Origin of the sequence: Photobacterium aphoticum (assembly GCF_001029435.1) — a bacterium.
GTDB lineage: Bacteria > Pseudomonadota > Gammaproteobacteria > Enterobacterales > Vibrionaceae > Photobacterium > Photobacterium aphoticum.
This window is the reverse complement of sequence record NZ_LDOV01000002.1, coordinates 1-20,291: the sequence shown is the minus strand read 5'-3', so window position 1 is coordinate 20,291 and position 20,291 is coordinate 1. Positions and strand designations below refer to the sequence as shown.

Annotated in this window: 22 protein-coding genes; 11 read left to right on the top strand and 11 right to left on the bottom strand. The window is 54.3% G+C overall.

The window, feature by feature from the left end; all coding sequences use genetic code 11:
* Positions 1-57: 57 nt before the first annotated feature.
* The 3 genes from ccoG to ABT58_RS23910 form a co-directional block, all read right to left on the bottom strand.
* Complete coding sequence (gene ccoG / locus ABT58_RS01165) at positions 58-1,497, bottom strand: cytochrome c oxidase accessory protein CcoG (RefSeq protein WP_047872534.1); 1,440 nt, start codon at positions 1,495-1,497, stop codon at positions 58-60.
* A gap of 308 nt (positions 1,498-1,805) precedes the next feature.
* A complete protein-coding gene (locus ABT58_RS01160; protein ID WP_047872533.1) occupies positions 1,806-2,072 on the bottom strand; it encodes a YihD family protein in 267 nt (88 codons plus the stop codon).
* A gap of 123 nt (positions 2,073-2,195) precedes the next feature.
* The gene (locus tag ABT58_RS23910) at positions 2,196-2,372 is read right to left on the bottom strand and encodes a hypothetical protein (RefSeq protein WP_156168802.1); all 177 of its coding nucleotides are present in this window, start codon (positions 2,370-2,372) and stop codon (positions 2,196-2,198) included.
* Positions 2,373-2,720: 348 nt separating this feature from the next.
* Between ABT58_RS23910 and ABT58_RS01155 the strand changes: the two genes are divergently transcribed.
* The 3 genes from ABT58_RS01155 (at position 2,721) to trhA (ending at position 5,177) form a co-directional block, all read left to right on the top strand.
* Positions 2,721-3,398 (top strand): FadR/GntR family transcriptional regulator, encoded by a 678-nt coding sequence (locus ABT58_RS01155; RefSeq protein ID WP_047872532.1) that lies wholly within the window; start codon positions 2,721-2,723, stop codon positions 3,396-3,398.
* Between the two features lie 158 nt (positions 3,399-3,556).
* Positions 3,557-4,345, top strand: coding sequence for a sporulation protein (locus tag ABT58_RS01150; RefSeq protein ID WP_047872531.1), 789 nt, complete (start codon positions 3,557-3,559; stop codon positions 4,343-4,345).
* Between the two features lie 169 nt (positions 4,346-4,514).
* Positions 4,515-5,177, top strand: coding sequence for a PAQR family membrane homeostasis protein TrhA (gene trhA / locus ABT58_RS01145; RefSeq protein WP_047872530.1), 663 nt, complete (start codon positions 4,515-4,517; stop codon positions 5,175-5,177).
* A gap of 89 nt (positions 5,178-5,266) precedes the next feature.
* Here the strand turns inward: trhA and ABT58_RS01140 are convergent, their stop codons facing one another.
* The 5 genes from ABT58_RS01140 to def all read right to left on the bottom strand — a co-directional run bounded on the left by ABT58_RS01140 (position 5,267) and on the right by def (position 11,147).
* On the bottom strand, positions 5,267-6,712 hold the full coding sequence (locus ABT58_RS01140; RefSeq protein WP_047872529.1) for a TrkH family potassium uptake protein: 1,446 nt from the start codon (positions 6,710-6,712) through the stop codon (positions 5,267-5,269).
* Positions 6,713-6,717: 5 nt separating this feature from the next.
* Positions 6,718-8,094: a Trk system potassium transporter TrkA gene (gene trkA / locus ABT58_RS01135; RefSeq protein WP_047872528.1), complete on the bottom strand. Its 1,377-nt coding sequence runs from the start codon at positions 8,092-8,094 to the stop codon at positions 6,718-6,720.
* A 185-nt stretch (positions 8,095-8,279) separates the two neighbouring features.
* Positions 8,280-9,575: a 16S rRNA (cytosine(967)-C(5))-methyltransferase RsmB gene (gene rsmB / locus ABT58_RS01130; protein WP_268248460.1), complete on the bottom strand. Its 1,296-nt coding sequence runs from the start codon at positions 9,573-9,575 to the stop codon at positions 8,280-8,282.
* Positions 9,576-9,659: 84 nt separating this feature from the next.
* On the bottom strand, positions 9,660-10,604 hold the full coding sequence (gene fmt / locus ABT58_RS01125) for a methionyl-tRNA formyltransferase (RefSeq protein WP_047872526.1): 945 nt from the start codon (positions 10,602-10,604) through the stop codon (positions 9,660-9,662).
* A gap of 27 nt (positions 10,605-10,631) precedes the next feature.
* Positions 10,632-11,147, bottom strand: coding sequence for a peptide deformylase (gene def / locus ABT58_RS01120; RefSeq protein ID WP_047872525.1), 516 nt, complete (start codon positions 11,145-11,147; stop codon positions 10,632-10,634).
* A gap of 303 nt (positions 11,148-11,450) precedes the next feature.
* Here def and ABT58_RS01115 point away from each other — a divergent pair, with 303 nt between their 5' ends.
* The 4 genes from ABT58_RS01115 (at position 11,451) to ABT58_RS01100 (ending at position 14,741) form a co-directional block, all read left to right on the top strand.
* The gene (locus ABT58_RS01115; RefSeq protein WP_047872524.1) at positions 11,451-12,515 is read left to right on the top strand and encodes a LysM peptidoglycan-binding domain-containing protein; all 1,065 of its coding nucleotides are present in this window, start codon (positions 11,451-11,453) and stop codon (positions 12,513-12,515) included.
* Entirely contained in the window at positions 12,508-13,602 is a 1,095-nt protein-coding gene (gene dprA / locus ABT58_RS01110) for a DNA-processing protein DprA (protein WP_047872523.1), read from the top strand. Before ABT58_RS01115 ends, dprA begins: the two co-directional genes overlap by 8 nt.
* A 2-nt stretch (positions 13,603-13,604) precedes the next feature.
* On the top strand, positions 13,605-14,078 hold the full coding sequence (locus tag ABT58_RS01105) for a DUF494 family protein (protein WP_047872522.1): 474 nt from the start codon (positions 13,605-13,607) through the stop codon (positions 14,076-14,078).
* Between the two features lie 96 nt (positions 14,079-14,174).
* On the top strand, positions 14,175-14,741 hold the full coding sequence (locus ABT58_RS01100) for a DNA topoisomerase family protein (RefSeq protein WP_047872521.1): 567 nt from the start codon (positions 14,175-14,177) through the stop codon (positions 14,739-14,741).
* Between the two features lie 85 nt (positions 14,742-14,826).
* Here ABT58_RS01100 and ABT58_RS01095 read toward each other — a convergent pair whose 3' ends face one another.
* Together ABT58_RS01095 and purE are read right to left on the bottom strand one after the other, a co-directional pair.
* A complete protein-coding gene (locus tag ABT58_RS01095; RefSeq protein WP_047872520.1) occupies positions 14,827-15,945 on the bottom strand; it encodes a 5-(carboxyamino)imidazole ribonucleotide synthase in 1,119 nt (372 codons plus the stop codon).
* The gene (gene purE / locus ABT58_RS01090; protein WP_047872519.1) at positions 15,942-16,433 is read right to left on the bottom strand and encodes a 5-(carboxyamino)imidazole ribonucleotide mutase; all 492 of its coding nucleotides are present in this window, start codon (positions 16,431-16,433) and stop codon (positions 15,942-15,944) included. The genes ABT58_RS01095 and purE overlap by 4 nt, the downstream gene beginning before the upstream one ends.
* Positions 16,434-16,635: 202 nt before the next feature.
* Between purE and tsaC the strand changes: the two genes are divergently transcribed.
* The 4 genes from tsaC (at position 16,636) to ABT58_RS01070 (ending at position 19,372) form a co-directional block, all read left to right on the top strand.
* Complete coding sequence (gene tsaC / locus ABT58_RS01085; protein WP_082210905.1) at positions 16,636-17,193, top strand: L-threonylcarbamoyladenylate synthase type 1 TsaC; 558 nt, start codon at positions 16,636-16,638, stop codon at positions 17,191-17,193.
* A gap of 5 nt (positions 17,194-17,198) precedes the next feature.
* Entirely contained in the window at positions 17,199-18,104 is a 906-nt protein-coding gene (hemF, locus tag ABT58_RS01080; protein ID WP_047872517.1) for an oxygen-dependent coproporphyrinogen oxidase, read from the top strand.
* 125 nt (positions 18,105-18,229) lie between these two features.
* Positions 18,230-19,051: a shikimate dehydrogenase gene (aroE, locus tag ABT58_RS01075; RefSeq protein WP_047872516.1), complete on the top strand. Its 822-nt coding sequence runs from the start codon at positions 18,230-18,232 to the stop codon at positions 19,049-19,051.
* Between the two features lie 57 nt (positions 19,052-19,108).
* On the top strand, positions 19,109-19,372 hold the full coding sequence (locus tag ABT58_RS01070; RefSeq protein ID WP_047872515.1) for a DUF1488 family protein: 264 nt from the start codon (positions 19,109-19,111) through the stop codon (positions 19,370-19,372).
* Between the two features lie 24 nt (positions 19,373-19,396).
* Here the strand turns inward: ABT58_RS01070 and ABT58_RS01065 are convergent, their stop codons facing one another.
* Entirely contained in the window at positions 19,397-19,930 is a 534-nt protein-coding gene (locus ABT58_RS01065; protein WP_047872514.1) for a gamma carbonic anhydrase family protein, read from the bottom strand.
* Between the last annotated feature and the right edge of the window lie 361 nt (positions 19,931-20,291).

The following is a 20,291-nucleotide window of genomic DNA, read 5'->3' as shown; positions in this document are numbered from 1 at the left end:
TTGTCGAGTATAACCGCATTGCTGTCAAACCGGCAGCAATGCGGTGCGAGGGTGGCGTTAACGCAACTCGCCAATAAAGCGGCTTTCGGCGTGGATCTGATGGCCATCGCTGGGTCTTAACAGCGTAAAGGTGATCTCGGCGATCGGGCTGTCCAGCACTACCGGATCGACCCCTAAGCTGATCGGCAGGGTAAACACCTCGCCGGCGGCGACAGAAATGGTTTGATCGCCATACCACTGCACATCTTCAAGGCCGTGCACGCTGAGCTGGTAGTGCGCGGCGTGCTGGGTTTTATTGAGGATTTTCAGGGTATAGGTGTTTTCCACCAAGCCTTCGCTGTTGATTTTGAACAGCTGGCTGCGATCGCGCAGCACATCTAGCCCCATGGGTTGGACAGCTTGCAGCAGGTAGAAAAACAGGCCGATCATCGCCCCCATCACTGTGCCATAGCCGATCAGTTTCGGGCGCAAAATGGTGGTTTGGTGTCCTTCCAGTTTGTGCTCCGTGGTGTAGCTGAGCAGGCGGGTTTCGTAGCCCATGCGCGCCATGGTCTGATCGCAGGCATCGACACAGGCGCCGCAGTTAATGCACTCGTATTGTAGGCCATCCCGAATATCGATACCGGTCGGGCACACTTGCACACACAGGTTGCAGTCAATGCAGTCGCCCAGCCCTAACGCGTGGTGATCTTGTTTGCGTGAGCGTGGGCCGCGCTGTTCGCCACGTGCCGTATCGTAGCCGACGATGTAGGTGTCTTTATCAAACATTGCCGACTGGAAACGGGCGTAAGGACACATGTGGATACAGACGATGGTTCGCATCCAACCGGCATTGGCATAGGTACAGGCCGTGAAAAACAGGACCCAGAAGGTTGGCCAGGTGCCTAGGTTCAGGGTAAAGAAGTCGCCGATCAGGTTATGAATAGGCAGGAAATAGCCGATGAAGGTCAGGCCGGTCACCAGCGCGACCGCCAGCCAGGCCAGATGCTTGAGGGTTTTTCGCACCATCAGATGACGGGTCTGCGGCAGGCTGTCTTGTTTACGCCGTTTGTTGGCGGCCCCTTCCAGTTTTTCTTCAAACCAGATGTAAATGAAGGTCCAGACCGTTTGCGGACACAGGTACCCGCACCAGACGCGGCCTAAAAAGGTGGTGATAAAAAACAGGGCAAAGGCCGCGATCATAAACAAGGTGGCCAGCAAGGTGAGATCTTGCGGCCAGAAGGTGGTGCCGAAAAAATGGAACTGTTGCTGTGAGATATCCAGCAAAATGGCTTGCCGGTCGCCGTACGGGATCCATGGCAGTCCCATAAACAGCGCCATCAGCAGCCAGCCCATGCGGCGGCGCAACTGTTGGTAGATGCCTTTGACGGCACGGACATAAATGCGGTTATTAGGGTTAAACCGATCCGCCTTGCCCTTGTGTGTTTGCGGGTTGGGGGCGGAGGTATGGCCGCTCGGTGGGGTGACATCCTTGATAGCAATTTTTTCTTGGCTCATGACATGGCTTCCTTGAAGACCGCGCTTTCGGTGAGAAGAGCAGGCGGCAATCGCCGAAACGAGGTCGGCGTCCCTGTTAGCAGGTGTTGTAATTTAGCAGTGAGAATGCAACAAAAATGTTACTGGCTGAGTATATCGCAGACCGGGAAGCGACAGGGAGCAGGCGCGTCAGAATTGAGATCTCGCTGGAATTTAGCGATACGAACGGGGGGAATGGATAAGGCGTAAATGGATAAGGGAGGTATTAAGAAAGCGGGAGAGAGTCGCAGTGCGCCAGCCAGCACGGGGCTGACTGGCAAAAAAAGGGCTTACTTGATGATGCCACGGGCGCGTAGGATCGCCGTTTTGAAGTCATCTTCACAGTCTTTAGCCAGACCTGGGATCATCTCTTGCTTGTCACTGTTGCGCATTTTCAGGTGGTAGATCAGCACGTCGTCAGTGAGCTCTTCGAGACGGCCTTCGTACTTGGCTTCTTCTGCCAGTTTCAGCAGGAATTTCACCAGATTCAGATCCGGATCTTTTTGCCACTCAGGGTGCAACAATTCGATAAGTTCGTTTACGCGATGCGTCTTCATAGATCACTCCACAAATAAAGGCTGATGAATATTATTGTCATAATTTTTGTGGGGGTAACGGTATAACAAAGCGGGGCGTGATACAAATAAAAGGCAGCGCGAATGGCTGCCTTTATGCACGCATTATGCGGCGTGCTCACCCTGCACAGGGACCGTCGTCACAGGTGTGACAGCTGGGGTTGGCAGCGGTGCCACCGTCGCGGTTTGCGGCTTGGCTTTACACGTTGGCGCATGAGAGGTCGTGCGAAAACGGGATGGGCTGCGGGGTGTGCTGGAGCGAGCGTAAGAAGCGGGGCGCATGATTCACCTTTGTGATGAGGCGCATCCGTGGCCAGAAATAATTCCCCTACTGCCGTGTGTGCTGTTGGCTGAGCCGTTCCTCGCCGGAAATAAGGGTATGTGCTGTTTTTTTCGCCGCGAGAATAGCAATAACCTATTCTTAAGTCGAGTGATTATTAACCATATTTCGAGATGGTTTCATCCCCTTCTCTGTACGGTGACCAGAGGGAACTGTTAAGGATATCGGCATCTGTGAAGATAAGCCGTTTCTCCGCCGTCGCTTTATGGTCTAATGCAGCCATGTTGGCAACTAAGAGCCTGTCGGCCTAGGCCAGACAGGGCAATAACAAAAGCCTTTGGAGGAAGTCAATGGAGCAAGCGCAGCAACGGCAGGTCACCAGCCGTAATCTGTCGTATAAACTGGCTGAGTTGATCGGTCAGCAAATCCTACGTGGCGAAACGGCCCCGGGTGAGATTTTACCGGGTGAAGTGGAGCTGGGGGAAATGTACGGAGTCAGTCGTACTGCCATTCGCGAAGCCATCAAAATGCTGGCGGCGAAAGGAATGGTGTTGCCGCGCCCGCGCATTGGTACCCGTGTACTCCCAAAACATAATTGGAACTATCTGGATCAGGACTTACTGGCCTGGCTCAATTTTGATGAGCACGAAGAGCTGGTGTACGAATTCCAGCGCGTGCGCATGGCGCTAGAGCCGGAAGCGGCGGCACTGACGGCGATGAATGCCAGTGATGCTGAGCGTGAAGAGCTGTGCCAGTTGATGGCAGAAATGCATACGCTGGGTCAAACGTTCGATCAGGAGCGCTGGATTGATGTGGATACCCGCTATCACCAGCTGATCTATTTTGCTTCCGGCAACCATTTCATCAGCCCGTTTGGCAATTTGTTCAAAGCGGTGTTTGAGAACTACTTCCGTGTGATCACCCGCGACAAGGTGCTCAAGCTCGAGCTGCACCAGCGTGTGGTGGACGGGATCATGGCCCGCGATCCGGACGCGGCCCGCCAAGCGGCGATAGACCTCCTGAAATAATGCAAAAAACGAAGCCTTGAGCTTCGTTTTTTTGTTTGCCTAGCAGAACCTCATGATGGGGGTTGCAGGCAGGGCGCATTCCTTGCTATACAAATCTCATTTCATATTATTCTGTCATATCAGTGAAGTATGCCTGAGGCGGCAAGGGAGGGGCTTGGATGTCATTATTTCGCAAGAGTTTAGCCAGTTTAGGTATGGGCGCAGCACGCGTGGATACCGTCATCCAGCAAGATGTACTGATCCCCGGCGATACGCTCAAGGTGGATGTACAGGTCCACGGTGGCAAAGTGGCGCAGCAGATCGACAATATCGAATTGGCGCTGTGTTGCCATTACAAAGAAGACGTCCCGACCAGTCGCGGGGACAGCCAACACCGAGTCGAAACCCTCACCCAAACCTGTGTGTTGGCGGCTTGGTCCCTGCCCTATGCCTTTAGCATTGCCCCTAATGACGTGCGCCATTTTGAAGCCAGTTTGGCCCTGCCGTTTAATACTCCGATCACCATTGGTGAGTCTAAAGTCTGGCTCGATACCCGCTTGGATATCGCGCTGGCGGTTGACCCCCGAGATAAAGACCGGCTGACGGTCCGGCCCGATCCCCTGCTCGATGGTGTGTTTACCGCGCTGGAGTTAGCGGGCTTGCGGATCCGTCAGGTGGAATGTGAAGCGGCCGACGGGTTTGCCCTGCCGTTTGTGCAGGAGTTTGAGTTTGTGCCGGTGTCAGGGCCGTATCATGGTCGCTGGCGGGAGCTGGAAATTGTCGCTTACCGCGATGAAGAGAGCTTGAAGCTGTGGTTTGAGGTTGATCGCCATCAACACGGGTTATCCGGCATGTTGGCCGGGCTATTGGGGCGCGGCGAGTTACACCGCTATTGTGAATTACCCGCCAGTTTGCATCCGCAGCAAGCCGGTGAACAGGTACTGGCGTTTTTAGACAGCTATACCTGATCGCGGCGGCTCATGGGGCCGATCGCTGAAAGACGCAGGCGCTCAAATCTGCTTACACAATTGAGAATAATTTCAGCTTACACATGTAAGCTAAGTGTGCCATACTGGTTTTCTATCCGTTCGGGGCTGCTGCTGCGTGGCCCATTCCTACGATTTAGGGAACACAGACATGGCAAAACCCCACGCCGCCGATGCGGCATATTCGGTTGCAGAAGAAGTGGCCAACAGCGTGACCCATGGGATCGGCATGCTGTTTGGTATTGTCGGCTTGGTATTACTGCTGGTACAGGCGGTGGATGCCAAGGCTGACGTACTGAGCCTGACCAGCCTGAGCATTTATGGCGCCAGTATGATTGTGCTCTATCTGGCCTCTACCTTGTATCACGCCATTCCGTTTCAGCGTGCGAAACGGGCGCTGAAAACCTTTGATCACTGTGCGATTTACCTGCTGATCGCCGGGACTTATACCCCGTTCCTGCTCATTACCTTGCGCACCCCATTGGCTATCACCTTGATGTCGGTGATTTGGGGCATTGCTCTGATCGGCATAGTGCTGAAAATTGTCTTTGTGTACCGCTTTAAGCGTCTGTCACTGGCGACGTACCTGACCATGGGATGGCTATCTTTGATTGCGATTTACCCGCTGGCGATGTCACTGGCGACCGGCGGTTTGGTGTTATTGGCGGTCGGCGGAGTGCTGTATTCGGTGGGCGTGGTGTTTTACGTCAATAAACGCATTCCTTATAACCATGCGATTTGGCACCTGTTCGTCCTGGGCGGCACGGTTTGTCATTTCTTGGCGATTTACTACTACGTGCATCCGGTGGCTTGATCCACCGCCCGTCATCGAACATAAAAAAAGAGAGCCATTGCGGGCTCTCTTTTTTATTGGGGGATCAGTGTGGTTGCTGAAGCGCTGGCTTAGTTACGCCAGAACGCCGGTGAGAACACCACCAGTACCGTCAGGATCTCCAAACGGCCCATCAGCATACCAAAGCTCAGCGCCCATTTGGCCAAGTCCGGCAAGGTTGAGAAGTTACCGGTCGGGCCGATAATGGTGCCCATACCCGGACCGACGTTTGCCACCGCTGTTACGGCACCGGTGATACTGGTAACCGCATCCAAGCCCATCATCCCCAACACCGCTGCGACAAACACAATGGTCAGGATAAAGGTCAGTGCGAACGCCACGACTGAGCGCACGATGTCATCGGTCACCGGACGGCCGTTATAGCGTTGAATGAACACGCCGGATGGGTGGATCAGCTGCATCATCTGTTTACGCAGCAGCGCAAACGCCACCTGGAAACGGAAGATCTTCAGGCCGCCAGCGGTCGAGCCGGAACAGCCGCCAACCAGCATGATGAACGCAAACACGATCATCGGGAACGGGCCCCAGGCCGTGAAGTCATCCAAGCCAAAGCCGGTGGTGGTCACGACAGACACGATGTTGAACATCGACACCCGCAATGCATCCAGGAAGTGGTAATCCATGGTCAGCGTCAGCCAGATCGCCACGGCTAAGCCCGTCGCCACCACCAGCAAGGTGTAACCCCGTACCTGCGCATCATTGACCAGTGCCCCCGGCGCTTTCTTACGCAATGCCTGCACAAACAGCAGGAACGGCAGGCCGCCGGCAAACATGAACAACGTCGCAACCCAGTGGGCACTGTGCGAGAAGCCGTTCATGGAGCTGTCGGAGGTGGAGTAACCGCCGGTAGAGAGCGTGGTAAAGGCGTGGTTGATGGCATCGAAGGTGTCCATGCCCGCCAGCAAAAAGCCGAGGAAGCACAAGCCGGTCAGGCTCAGGTACACATTGACGATGTTTTTGGCCACGTTCTTGGTACGTGGTGAGCTTTTGTCTGACCAGTCGGACGATTCGGTTTGGAACAGACGCATGCCCCCGACATTCAGCATCGGCAAGATGGCTACACCCATTACGATGAACCCGATCCCGCCGAGCCATTGCAATGTGGAGCGCCACAGCAGAATACTCGGCGCCATGTTATCGAGGCCGCTTAACACGGTTGAGCCGGTGGTGGTGATCCCCGACATGGTCTCGAAATAGGCATCCGTAAAGCTGATGTGGTTGATGAAGACAAACGGCAGCGCGGCAAAGGCACTGGCGATGGTCCAGACCAGCGTGGTGATGAGGAACATGTCCCTCACCCCCAGTTTAAAGTCGCTGGTACGGCCAAATGTCAGACACAAAAACGCCACACAGTGCGTGATGATCACGGACGTGGCGAAATCAATAAACCCTTCAGTACCGGTGAAAAAGGCCACCAGTGTGGGCACATACATGAACAGGGCGATCTTCGATAAGACCAGCCCGATCACGAACAGTATAGGACGATAGTTAACCATAATAATTACAGGAAGAACGGACTCGGTTGGAACAGGCGTTCAACGTCTGGAATGTATTTCTTATCCACCAGGAACATCACCACGTGATCATCTTGTTCAATCACGGTGCGGTCATGGGCGATCAGCACTTCTTCACCGCGTACCACGGCACCGATGGTGGTACCCGGCGGCAGTTTGATGTCTCCCACGGCACGGCCCACCACCTTCGAGGTGCTGGCATCGCCATGAGCAATGGCCTCAATCGCTTCGGCTGCACCACGGCGCAGGGACGATACATTAACGATATCGGCTTTACGCACGTGGGTTAACAGGGCTGAAATGGTGGCTTGCTGCGGAGAGATCGCAATATCAATGGTGCCGCCCTGAACCAAGTCCACGTACGCGCCGCGCTGGATCAGTACCATCACTTTCTTCGCGCCCATGCGCTTGGCCAGCATGGCCGACATGATGTTGGCTTCGTCGTCGTTGGTGACCGCAATGAACACGTCAATTTGCTCGATGTGCTCTTCGCTGAGCAATTCCTGATCAGAGGCATCGCCACAGAACACGATGGTGTTTTCCAGCATTTCTGACAGGTTTTCAGCTCGCTCAGGGTTGCGCTCAATCAGCTTCACGCTGTAGTTTTGCTCTAAGCGACGCGCCAGACCGGCCCCGATGTTACCGCCGCCGACAATCATCAGTCGTTTGTACGGTTTTTCCAGACGCTGCAACTCACTCATGACCGAGCGGATATGGTTGCTGGCGGCGACGAAGAACACCTCATCATCGGCTTCAATGATGGTGGTCCCGCGCGGGCGGATAGGACGGCCTTGGCGGAAAATCGCTGCTACACGGGTATCAATGTGCGGCATGTGCTCACGCAGTGCAGACAGGGCGTTACCGACCAGCGGGCCACCGTAGTACGCCTTCACTGCCACCAGACCCACTTTGTCTTCAGCAAAGCCGACAACCTGCAAGGCACCCGGGTATTCAATCAAGCGCTCGATGTAACCGGTCACCAACTCTTCCGGCGCGATCAGGTGATCGACCGGCACGGCGTCGGACTGGAACAGTTGCTCTTTTTCTTTGAGGTATTCCGGCGAGCGGATACGGGCCACGCGGTTGGGGGTGTTGAATAAGGTAAACGCGATTTGGCAGGCGATCATGTTGGTTTCGTCGGAGTTGGTGACAGAAACTAACATGTCGGCATCTTGGGCGCCCGCTTCACGCAGGGTGCGTGGGTGGCTGGCGTAGCCCTGAACAACCCGAAGGTCATATTTGTCCTGCAGCTCGCGCAGGCGTTCGGGATCCTTATCGACGATGGTGATATCGTTGTTCTCGCCAACCAGGTTCTCGGCCAGGGTGCCGCCGACTTGGCCAGCACCGAGAATGATAATTTTCATAGCATGTGCCTGATTAATTTACTCGTTGTAGGTTACTACGCTTCTGCAAAAGGGTCATGCAGAACGCTCACCTTGTTACCCTGCCCAACGTGGGCTAAGTGTCATGATTAATCGTGAATTTTCAATATTCTTAGATGAAAAAGCGGAACTTGGTGGCCAAGTTCCGCTTTAAAATAGCATCAGGATTATGCGGATTTTTTCATGACTGCATAGTAGAAACCATCCATATCCTGCTCACCTGGCAGAATTTGACGGCCCGGATTGTCCAGTTCGCTGCCCATCAATGTTGCATCCGCTGTGCGGCGCAGGAAGGCCGACACTTGGTCGCGGTTTTCCTGTGGGGTGATAGAACAGGTCGCATACACCATGGTGCCGCCCGGCTTCAGTTGCTGCCACATCGCATCGACAATCTCGGCCTGCAATTCGGCCAGCGCCGCGATGTCATCGGCACGGCGAAGCCATTTGATGTCAGGGTGACGACGGATCACACCGGTTGCTGAACACGGTGCGTCCAGCAAGATGCGGTCAAACTGCTCGCCCTGCCACCACTGCTCCGGATAACGGGCATCGGCACACATTACTTGAGCCGTGAGTTTCAGGCGCTGCAGGTTTTCGTGCACACGCTTAAGGCGGTGATCGTCACAGTCAATCGCCACCACACGGGTATCCGGCTGACGCTCCATGATGTGTGCGGTTTTGCCGCCCGGTGCCGCGCAGCAATCTAAGATCAGCTCGCCAGCCTGTGGTTGTAAGTACTCGACAGACAGCTGTGCTGCCGCGTCTTGTACGGAGACCCAGCCATCGGCAAAGCCCGGCAGTTTGGTCACATCACACGGGCTGTGCAGCTTCAGGGCATCTTGTGCTTCAGGGTGAAGATCGGTCGCAATGCCCGCTTCATCTAACAGCGCACGGTACGCATCTCGGGTGTGGTGCTGACGGTTCACACGCAGCCACATTGGGGCCTTGGTGTTGTTGGCCTCGACCACACTTTCTAACTGATCTGGGTAGCTGGCTTTTAACAGCTTCAACAACCAGCTTGGGTGGCCATAACGGCCGGCATCGTGGCTGACGGCTTGTTCATCCAACGTGGCTTGCTGGCGCTGGTAGTTACGCAAGATGGCGTTGATCAGGCCACGCATTTGCGGTTTTTTCAGGGTTTTGGTGGCGTTAACGGTTTCTGCCACGGCCGCATGGGCAGGAATGCGCATGTAGCCCAGTTGGTACAGGCCAACCAAGATCAGGTGGTGGAACACACGCTGTTTGCCTTTTAGCGGTTTATCCATCAACTGGTTGGTGATGGACTCTAGGCGAGGCAGCCAGCGCAATACACCGTAGCAAATCTCTTGCAACAGTGCCTGATCGCGCTCTTTAATTTCTTGTTGTGCGGCTGGCAGGGCGTTCGATAAGGACTGGCCTTGATCGACAACCTGATAGATCACTTTCGCCGCAGCGGCTCTTACATTCATGCGGGTTTCCTGCAGTCGGTCCCTCACGGTGGCGGGTTGCCGGTGGGGGAACGGAGGGAGAAAAAGTAAGGCCAGTGCTAGCACTGGCCCTTTAACAACTTACAGTACGGAACCAGGTTCAAACCATTCTCGGCGTGAGTTCAGGATATCCTGTGCACCCATGGCTTTTTTCCCGGGAGGCTGCAGCTCCAGCAGACGCAGGGCGTCTTTACCGGTCGCAACCACAATGCCGTGTTTGTCGGCAGACAGGATCGTACCGGCTGGCTGGCCGTGCTCCCCTTCTACCACTTCGCTGCGCCACACTTTGACGTTCTGCTCCGCCACCGTGAAGTAGCTCATCGGCCACGGGTTAAAGGCACGTACGCAGCGCTCAATCGCCGCCGCATCCATGGTCCAGTCAATCTGGGCTTCTTCTTTGCTCAGCTTCTTGGCGTAGTTGGCTTGTGCATCGTCTTGTTTCACCGGTACCGCAGTACCATTAGCGATGTCGCTCAGGCACTCAATCAGCGCCGTTGGGCCCAACTCGGCCAGCTTTTCGTACATGCTGGCACTGGTGTCGGTCGCGTCAATAGGCAGGGTGGCGATGCTTAGCATGTCGCCGGTATCCAGACCGATGTCCATTTGCATGATGGTGACGCCCGTTTCGGCATCACCGGCCCAGATAGAGCGCTGGATCGGCGCGGCACCACGCCAGCGTGGCAGGATAGAGCCGTGTACGTTGATACAACCCAGTTTCGGGGTATCCAGTACCGCTTGTGGCAAGAGCAGACCGTAAGCTACTACCACCATCAGATCGGCATTCAGATCGACAAGGGCCTGTTTGGCTTCATCAGATTTGAAGTTTTCTGGCTGGTAAACCGGAATGTTGTGCTCAAGCGCGATCTCTTTCACCGGGCTCGCCGTCAGTTTTTTACCGCGACCGGCAGGACGGTCTGGCTGGGTGTAGACCGCAATGATCTCGTGCTCCGAAGACAACAACGCCGCCAAATGACGGGCGGCGAAGTCCGGAGTACCTGCAAAAACAATTTTCAAAGGTTTGCTCAAGGTACGTTTCCTTTTTATGTCACTGACTTAGTTAGCGTGCTTTTCGTTAAAGCGTTTGATTTTTGCCAGTTTGTCCTGGATACGCTTACGTTTTAGTGGTGACAGGTAATCGACAAACAGTTTGCCGTTTAGGTGATCCAGTTCGTGCTGCACACAAATAGCCAGCAAATCATCGGCGTCAAACTGGAACGCATTGCCGTCACGGTCGATGGCTTTGACCGTCACTTCTGCTGCGCGCTCAACCAGAGCACGGGCACCCGGTACCGACAGACAGCCTTCTTCGATGCCGTCTTCACCGCGTTTTTCAATGATTTCTGGGTTGATCAGCACCATTGGCTCATTGCGCTCTTCAGAGATATCAATCACGACGATGCGCTGGTGGATATCTACCTGCGTTGCCGCGAGACCGATCCCTTCTTCGTCATACATGGTATCCAGCATGTCATCGACAATTTTCTGGATCTCGGGTGTAACGGCTTCAACGGGTTTCGCCACAGTGCGCAGGCGGTCATCAGGGAATGTTAATACTTGCAATACAGACATAGATACTCGTTTTAAAAGACAGTACTGATAGGTGGAGCGTTTAGTTGGTCTAATTCTAGTCATTTTACCGGTCAAATAACAGTACCCCGGCGAATCGGCGCCCAGGCTGGCACGAAGGGGAATGGGCCGATTGGGTAAACATCTTGCAACGGTCGCGGATAAAAGGTGAGACAGACCGAAAACTCGATGAATATTATGGTGTTGCGCTAGACAGCCATTGCCACCAATGTCAGCCTACAAAGTTGTGGGAAGGGTCCCCCATGGTGGATGGGACACAACGGAGTTAAGAAAAGGACGTGATGCATGTGGCTGCGAGTCATGATATTGGTGCTGGCCGGTCTGAGTGCGAGTGCCTGGGCTGCTGCCCAGCAGTTAAAGCTTATTGAGGGCGCCCCCGAGGTCTACACCGTGAAAAAAGGCGATACCTTGTGGGATATCTCTGCGCATTTTTTATCGAATCCATGGTTATGGCCCGAGTTATGGCAGGCCAATGACTACATCAAAAACCCGCACCTTATTTACCCGGGCGATCAGCTGCATTTGATCTGGGTTGACGGTCAACCCCGTTTGAGCCTGAAAAAGCGTGTGCACCTGTCACCCAAAGCCCGTGTGATCCGCGCGCCAATCACCACTTTGCAATCATCCCTGATGATGCCGTATTTGGCACAAGATAAGCTGATGACGCCGCAACACCTTGAGCGTCTACCGCGCGTACTGGGCGAAAGCAGTGCCCGTGACTACATGTCGCAGGGTGATACCGTGTGGGTCGACAGTGAACTGGAAAAAGGCAGCGAGTGGTGGATTTACCGTCCGGACATGGTGTTTGAGCGTGATCTGGAAGATGGTGAAAGCCGTGAAGTGAAGGTGATGACCTTAAAAGAAATCGCACGCGGTACAGTGAATGGCACGGAAGAGGAAATGAGCGCCCTGACGCTGACGAACTTCTCTTATGAAGTACGCCAAAATGACGTGTTACTGCCAGCTCCTTTACCGAGTGAACAGCTGAACCTGAGCTTCTCACCGTCTGCGCCGCCGGCGGAGTTAGCGGCGAAAGTAGCGGGGCACTTCAGTGGCATCAACTACATTGCGACCCATGAAACGGTGGTGATCGACAAAGGCCATTTGGATGGTGTGATCCCGGGCCATGTGTTCCAGCTGTACCGTGACGGTGCGGATGTGGTGGGCCGTAAAGGGGATTACGAGTACCAGAAACTGGGCAGCCAGAAGAAATTCACCTTGCACCAAATTCCGGTCGGTGAAATTGCCATTATCCGCCCTTATGAACACTTCAGTATTGGGGTGATCACCAAGTCGTCAGAGCCGATTGCGCCGGGTACCCTTGCCCTGCCGCCAAAGACGAATGACTGATCCTTATGCCTGGCTAAGATTAGCAGCGGTGCCGACCCTCGGTGGGCACCGCATCTCCCGCCTCCTGCAACACACGACACCACGCGACCTGCTCTCTATGTCAGCCGCCGATCTGGCACACATTGGTCTGACCGCTGCCCAAATTCAGCATTACCTCAATCCACCCGACGCGAAAATTGCGCACAGCTTGGCTTGGGCCGACCAGCCGGGACACACCTTATTGACCTTGGATGATCCGGCTTACCCTGCGCTGCTCAAAGAAATTGCCTCTCCTCCGCCACTGTTGTTTGTCAAAGGGGAAACCCGTTGGTTGCATGAGCCGCAGTTGGCGATCATTGGCAGTCGCTCGGCCAGCCTTGACGGACGGGAAGCCGCGTACGAGTTTGCTGCCGCCATGGTGGCTGCGAATTACGTCGTGACCAGTGGTCTGGCACTGGGCATTGACGGGCAGGCCCATTACGGCGCACTGAAAAACGGCGGGGCCACGGTAGCGGTACTGGGTTCGGGCCTAAACCGCATTTACCCGGCCAAGCACCGTGACTTGGCGGCGGCTATTGTGGAACAAGGGGCCCTGGTCTCTGAGTTTTGGCCGGATGAAGCCCCGCGCCCGCAGAATTTCCCACGGCGTAACCGGGTGATCAGCGGATTATCCGTCGGCGTATTAGTGGTTGAGGCGGCACAAAAGAGTGGCTCGCTGGTCACTGCCCGTTACGCGTTAGAGCAAGGCCGTGAAGTGTTTGCCCTGCCGGGGCCGATCCGGTTTGCCGGTAGCCGAGGGTGTCATGCATTGATTAAAAATGGTGCGAAATTGGTAGAAACCCCGGTCGATATCTTTGAAGAGGTAGGCGCACTGACAGACTGTGTGAAAAATAGCCATTCAGGCCTGCGGGATGAGCAACCTGAAAATGAAAAATTGCCATTTCCAGCGCTGTTGGCTAACGTAGGCAGTGAAGCAACACCCGTAGATGTAGTTGCTGAACGAAGTAGGCAACCCGTACATGAAGTCATGATGCAGTTGTTGGAATTAGAGCTGCAAGGGTTGGTTACTTCCGTGCCAGGTGGCTATATCAGAACGAGGAGGGGCTAATTATGATGGATATCCTTATGTACCTGTTTGAAACCTATATTCACAGCGATGTGGATCTGATGGTGGATCAGGATGAGTTGTCTGAGGAACTGCTGCGTGCCGGTTTCCATCAGGACGATATCTATAAAGCGCTGAACTGGCTTGAGAAGCTGGCGGCGCTGCAAGAAACCGAAACCACACCGTATGTGCACAGCAGTGCGGTGACGTCGATGCGTGTGTACACGCCACAGGAAATGGTGCGTCTGGATGTGACTTGCCGTGGTTTCCTGACCTACCTTGAGCAAATTCACGTGTTGGGTGCCGATACCCGTGAAATGGTGATCGATCGCGTGATGGAGCTGGAAGCGGCCGATTTCTGTTTGGATGATCTGAAGTGGATCATTTTGATGGTGCTGTTTAATGCACCGGGTAATGAAAGTGCTTACAGTCAGATGGAAGAGCTGCTGTACGGCATGGAAGATGGGAATATCCATTAAGGGGCGAGCCTTTCGGACACCCCTTTTCGTCTGCCCGTTACCTGGCTTGACCTGTCATGCTTTGCCTGTAACGTTGCCTGTAAATAGTTGAGTCGTATGTCTGGTAAAATTAATCCGCAATTGTTTTCTGCTCATGAGCAGGCACTGGAGCATGAGCAAACATGCCCGGCGTGCCAGCAACCTTTGGTATTACGCCATGGCAAGCGCGGCCCGTTTCTCGGCTGTAGCGGTTACCCGGATTGCGATTACATCAAGCCACTGCATCAGAATGATGGTCATGTGGTGAAGCATTTAGCCACGCCCTGCCCTGACTGCGGGGATGAACTGGTGCTGCGTCAAGGACGCTATGGCATGTTCATCGGGTGTTTAAGCTACCCGTCCTGCCATTACATTGCTTCACCCGAGAAAAAAGCCGAAGCGACCCAGTTGGTGTGTCCGGAGTGCCGAAAAGGCCACTTGGTTGAGCGCAAGTCGCGCTACGGCAAAGCCTTTTATGCCTGTGACAGCTACCCAACCTGCCGTTTTGCGGTGAACCAAAAACCGGTGGCAGGCCAGTGTCAGCAATGCGGGTTTGGTTTGTTGCTGGAAAAGAAATTAGCCAGTGGTACCCGTTTACAGTGTGCCGATCGCCGCTGTCACGCCTACCAAGATGAGGCGCAATAACCCGCTGTCGTCGTTGGGAGCATGCATGAAAAAAGCCAGCAGTTGCTGGCTTTTGTCGTTTTTGGTTGAGCACCGTTGTGCCGGTTTAGTTTCGCTGCAGCGCAGGAAAGGCCACCGGGTCGAGATGTTGCGCCACATTACGCAGCGCATCTTGCAGCGCTTCAGGGGTTACCGCACACAGGTTGATGTGGCCCATTTTGCGGCCCGGACGTTTTTCTTTACCGTACCAATGGATGTGGCAATGCGGATCCGCCAGGATCGCAGTTGGTAGTTGATCCTCGCCGAGGATATTGATCATCGCTGTCGGGCGGATCAAACTCGTGCTGCCCAGTGGTAAACCAGTGACTGCGCGTAGGTGGTTTTCAAACTGACAGGTTTCCGCCCCTTGTTGTGTCCAGTGCCCGGAGTTGTGCACGCGGGGGGCGATTTCGTTGACCAGTAGCTGGCCATCGACATCAAAAAACTCAATCGCCAGTACACCCACGTAGTTCAGGGTATCGGCCAGTGCCTCGAACATCGCTTCCGCTTGGGCTTGCAGGGCGTCGTTCCCCACCAGTGCGGTCGATAGGCTTAATACGCCATGGGTGTGGACGTTTTCTGTCAGCGGGTAGATGGCGACACTGCCGTCTTTGCCGCGTGTGCCGATCAGCGACACTTCCCGATCAAACGGGACGAACTCTTCGGCCACAATGGCTTGGTTGTCCGTCTGGTTCATGAAATCCGCCATTTCTGCCCAGATCCCTTCGACCTCATCGGTGTGCTTTAAGCGCCACTGCCCTTTGCCGTCGTAACCGCCCAACGCACTTTTCAGTACCATGGGTAGCCCGATATCCGTGATCGCCGCGTCCAAATCCGCACGGGTGTGTACGGTCGCGTAACGGGCATTGCGCACGCCTGCCTGATCCAACAGGGCTTTTTCCAGACGGCGATCGCCACCGGCTTTGATTGCCTCGGTCGTTGGCAGGAACTTTTTGCTTTGGGCGCAAACCGCCAGAATGTCATGGGGAACATGCTCAAACTCTGCCGTGATCACATCGGCATAGGTGATGGCCGTATTGAGTCCTTTGAGCATGACTTGCTGTGTCAGTGGGTGCACGACATTGCCAGTGGTAATGTCGTAAGCAAACACCTCAATATTCAGGGGAGCACCTGCCAGAGACATCATGCGGGCCAGTTGTCCGGCGCCCAGCACTAAGACTTTCATTCTGCGTCCTCGGCTGGGTTCGGGTTACTCAGTACCGTCTCTGTTTGTGCTTGGCGGAACGCTTCGACCGCCGCTTGTACGTTGGCATCTTGCGTGCCGATGATTTGTGCCGCTAACAGACCGGCATTGGCGGCGCCAGCTTCACCGATTGCCAGGGTGCCGACCGCAATCCCTTTTGGCATTTGCACAATAGAGAGCAGAGAATCCATGCCTTTCAATGCGCGCGATTGCACGGGTACACCCAGTACCGGCAGGCAAGTGTACGCCGCTGTCATGCCTGGCAGGTGGGCCGCACCGCCAGCACCGGCGATAATCACTGTGATCCCTCGGGCTTGGGCGCTTTCTGCGTATTCAGCCAAGAGGTGTGGAGTTCGGTGGGCTGAAACCACCTTGGTTTCGTAGGCCACATTGAAACGATCTAACATTTCCGCAGCATGTTGCATGGTTGGCCAGTCAGACTTTGAGCCCATGATGATTCCCACTTTCATCCCGATCTCCTTTGGGTAGCTAAACGTTGAGAGTACCAATGCGTATCGGCGCATTATACGGTGAAAATATGTGAAGGAAAACGTTTGCGTCGGTGAAATTGAAACAAAGCTTAACGGGCGTGGAGTTGTGGGAAAGGAGTCGGTAAGATAGGTAACAAGAACGTTAAAATGGCGTTGGCCAATGAATCAAAACGAGGAAAACGTGGATAACCTGAATCAAGTGGTCGCTGCGTTGCAGCAGGAAGAAGTCATTGCCTACCCGACTGAGGCGGTGTTTGGCGTGGGATGTGATCCTGACAGTGAGAGTGCGGTGCAAAAACTGTTGGCACTGAAGCAGCGTCCGGTTGAGAAAGGACTGATCCTGATCGCGGCAAATTATGAACAGCTGGCCCCGTATGTGGATGACAGCCAATTGAGTGAAGCGCAAAAGGCCCGTATTTTTGCGTCCTGGCCCGGCCCGGTAACCTGGGTGATGCCAACCAAGCCGGGCGTGCCCGCCTTTTTGACCGGCCAGTTTGATACCATTGCTGTACGTGTGACGGATCATCCTCAGGTGCAGGCGTTGTGCCTGGCGTTTGGTAAGCCGCTCACCTCAACCAGTGCGAACTTAACCGGCCAGGAGCCGGGGCGTACGGTAGAGGAAGTGTCGGCGCAGTTGGGGGATCAGCTGGCGGCGATTTTGGTGGGCGACACGGGCGGGCGTGATAATCCGTCTGAGATCCGTGACGCGCAAACCGGTAATGTATTCCGACAAGGATAAAAACCATGCAGGCAGTGGATAAAGCGGCAGTCAAAGCCTTCCTTTTAGATCTTCAGGATAAGATCTGTGATGCCCTCGCCGCACAAGACGGGGGCGCGACCTTTGAACAAGATACATGGCAACGGGAAGCCGGCGGCGGTGGTCGTAGTCGTGTGTTGCGCCAAGGTCATGTGTTTGAGCAGGCCGGGGTGAACTTCTCTCATGTGTTTGGTGCACAGATGCCCGCTTCTGCCACGGCACACCGTCCGGAACTGGCGGGGCGCCGTTTTGAAGCCATGGGCGTCTCGCTGGTGGTGCATCCGAATAACCCGTATGTGCCGACCTCACACGCCAATGTGCGCTTCTTTATTGCCGAGAAAGACGGTGAAGCGCCGGTGTGGTGGTTTGGCGGTGGGTTTGATTTGACGCCGTTTTATCCGTTTGAAGCCGACTGCCAGCATTGGCATGACACCGCCAAAGCGCTGTGTGCGCCTTTTGGTGAGTCGGTTTATGCCGAGCACAAAGCGTGGTGCGATAAATACTTTTTCTTGCCGCACCGTAATGAAACCCGGGGCGTCGGTGGTCTGTTTTTCGATGATCTGAATCAGTGGGGCTTTGAGAAGAGCTTTGCGTATATGCAGGCGGTTGGCAATGGCTATTTAGCAGCGTATTTGCCGATTGTGGCGCAGCGTCATGCCCTGCCCTACGGTGAGCGTGAACGTGAATTTCAATTGTACCGTCGTGGTCGCTATGTCGAGTTTAATCTGGTGTATGACCGTGGCACCTTATTTGGGTTGCAAAGCGGGGGCCGCACGGAGTCGATTCTGATGTCGATGCCACCATTGGCCCGCTGGGAGTATGCGTATACCCCTGAGCCGGGCTCACCAGAAGCCGCACTCTATGAGGACTACCTTGTGCCGCGTGCATGGTAGTGGCGATGATTGCGAGAGAAAGCGTGTAATGATGACGTGGCGTACGGCTAATACCGTGCGCTATCACGGTTGGCGATGGTATCGTGGCGGTAGTATCGCCGGTAAACAATAAAGGGATAGGTAGCATGGATAAGTATGTCGTCTTTGGTAATCCGATCGAACAGAGTAAATCACCGTTTATTCATACCCTGTTTGCCCGCCAGACGGGTCAGGTGATGACGTATCAGGCGCAGTGGGTGGCGTTGGATGGGTTTACTGCAGCGGCAGATACTTTTTTTGCCGAAGGTGGCCGGGGCTGTAATATCACCGTGCCTTTTAAAGAGCAGGCGTTTACCTATGCCGATCAGCTGACAGAGCGCGCGCGTTTAGCAGGGGCGGTCAATACGCTGAAGTTGCTCGATGATGGCGTGGTGTTAGGCGATAACACCGACGGTGAAGGGCTGGTGCAAGATTTACTTCAGCACGGTGTATCGTTGGCAGATAAGCGTATTCTATTAATTGGAGCGGGCGGCGCAGCGCGCGGGGTGATTTTGCCTTTGCTTGCACAGCAACCTGCCGGTTTAGTCATTGCCAATCGCACCGCCGAAAAAGCCGAGCAATTGGCCACAACCTTTGCATCGCATGGTCGCATTGCAGCGCTGGCATTGGATCAACTGGACGGAGAGCGCTTTGATATTATCATCAACTCCACCTCAGCCAGTTTGAGTCAGCAGCTGCCGGGTATTCCCGCAACCTTGATCCAACCGGAAACGGTCTGCTACGACATGGTGTACGGTACGGGTATGACGACATTTAATGCATGGGCCAAAGCACTGGGCGCTCGTGTGGTGATGGATGGATTGGGGATGTTGGTCGGCCAGGCAGCTGAAAGTTTTATGCTGTGGCGTGGGATCCGTCCGGGTGCCCGACAAGTGCAGCGTGAATTGCGTCGTACCTTACAGTGTTAGGCTAACGGGCCTTGTACCCCCCGTCCGGATTAAGCCTGCTATATAAAGAAGAGAAACATGAACCAAGATATTTTATTTGATGATCGCCAAACATGGGATGAGACGCGCCAAGCCGTAAGCTTCCCTGCCCTGCAAGGCGGTCAGTTGATCACCTGTTGGGTAACGCGTGCATGGTTGGAACAATACTGCCAACGCACACTGGCGACCGAAGAGGCGGTATTGGTCGCATTCAGTGAGTGTCGGTTTGATATTGAAGACGAAGCTGAAGCGCTGATTGAAGATGAAGCCTTTGATCAGGATGGCGATATCGTGATTGGCTAATCGTCCCGCTTCGCTTGTCCGGCCTTATTCGGCATAAGTGTTTTTCAGTTGTACATAGTTATCTGCTGAACGCGGGAGAAAAGCGCGCTCTTTATCGGTTAAAGGGCGCGCTTTTTTGATTGGGCTGCCAATATAGAGGTAGCCACTCTCCAAATGCTTATTGGGAGGCACTAAGCTACCCGCACCAATAATGATATCGGCAGCGATTATTGCACCGTCTAAAATGATGGCCCCCATCCCCACTAATACGCGATCGCCGATCTGGCAGCCATGCAGCATGGCTTTATGTCCTACGGTCACGTCTTCCCCGATGACTAACGGGTAACCTTGCGGATTTTCTTCTGTCGGACGACTGACATGCAAGACACTGCCATCCTGAATATTGCTGCGCGCCCCAATCGTAATGGTGTTCACATCACCTCGTGCGGCGACCAGTGGCCAGATGCTGGTGTCGTCGGCTAACGTAATGTCACCAATCAGTACCGCAGCAGGGTCAACATAGCTGGTGGCCGAAAGCGTTGGAAAGATCCCTTTATAAGGGCGAAGGGAAGTATTCATGGGGTCAGGCCTTATAAATCAAAATTAAGTCAGTATCCAAAAGCTATCATTGATGGCATTAACATCACAAAATGCAGGCTTTGTTTGATAATTGCACACTCGAACTTAAAAGATGAAGTTTTTTTGAAAACCCCCTTGCCAATGTGATCGAACTCTCTATAATGCGACCTCACTGACACGGACAACGGCATCGCCGGTAACGATAAGTCAGTTTGTTCTTTAACAATTTGACCATGCAATCTGTGTGGGCACTCGTTGAATAGATAGTCAAAAAGATTTATCAATGAAACTGAGTGACCAATCGATAGACCTTTAGCAATAAAGCGAAGTCGGCACAGTCAATTCATTCATTACTTCGGTA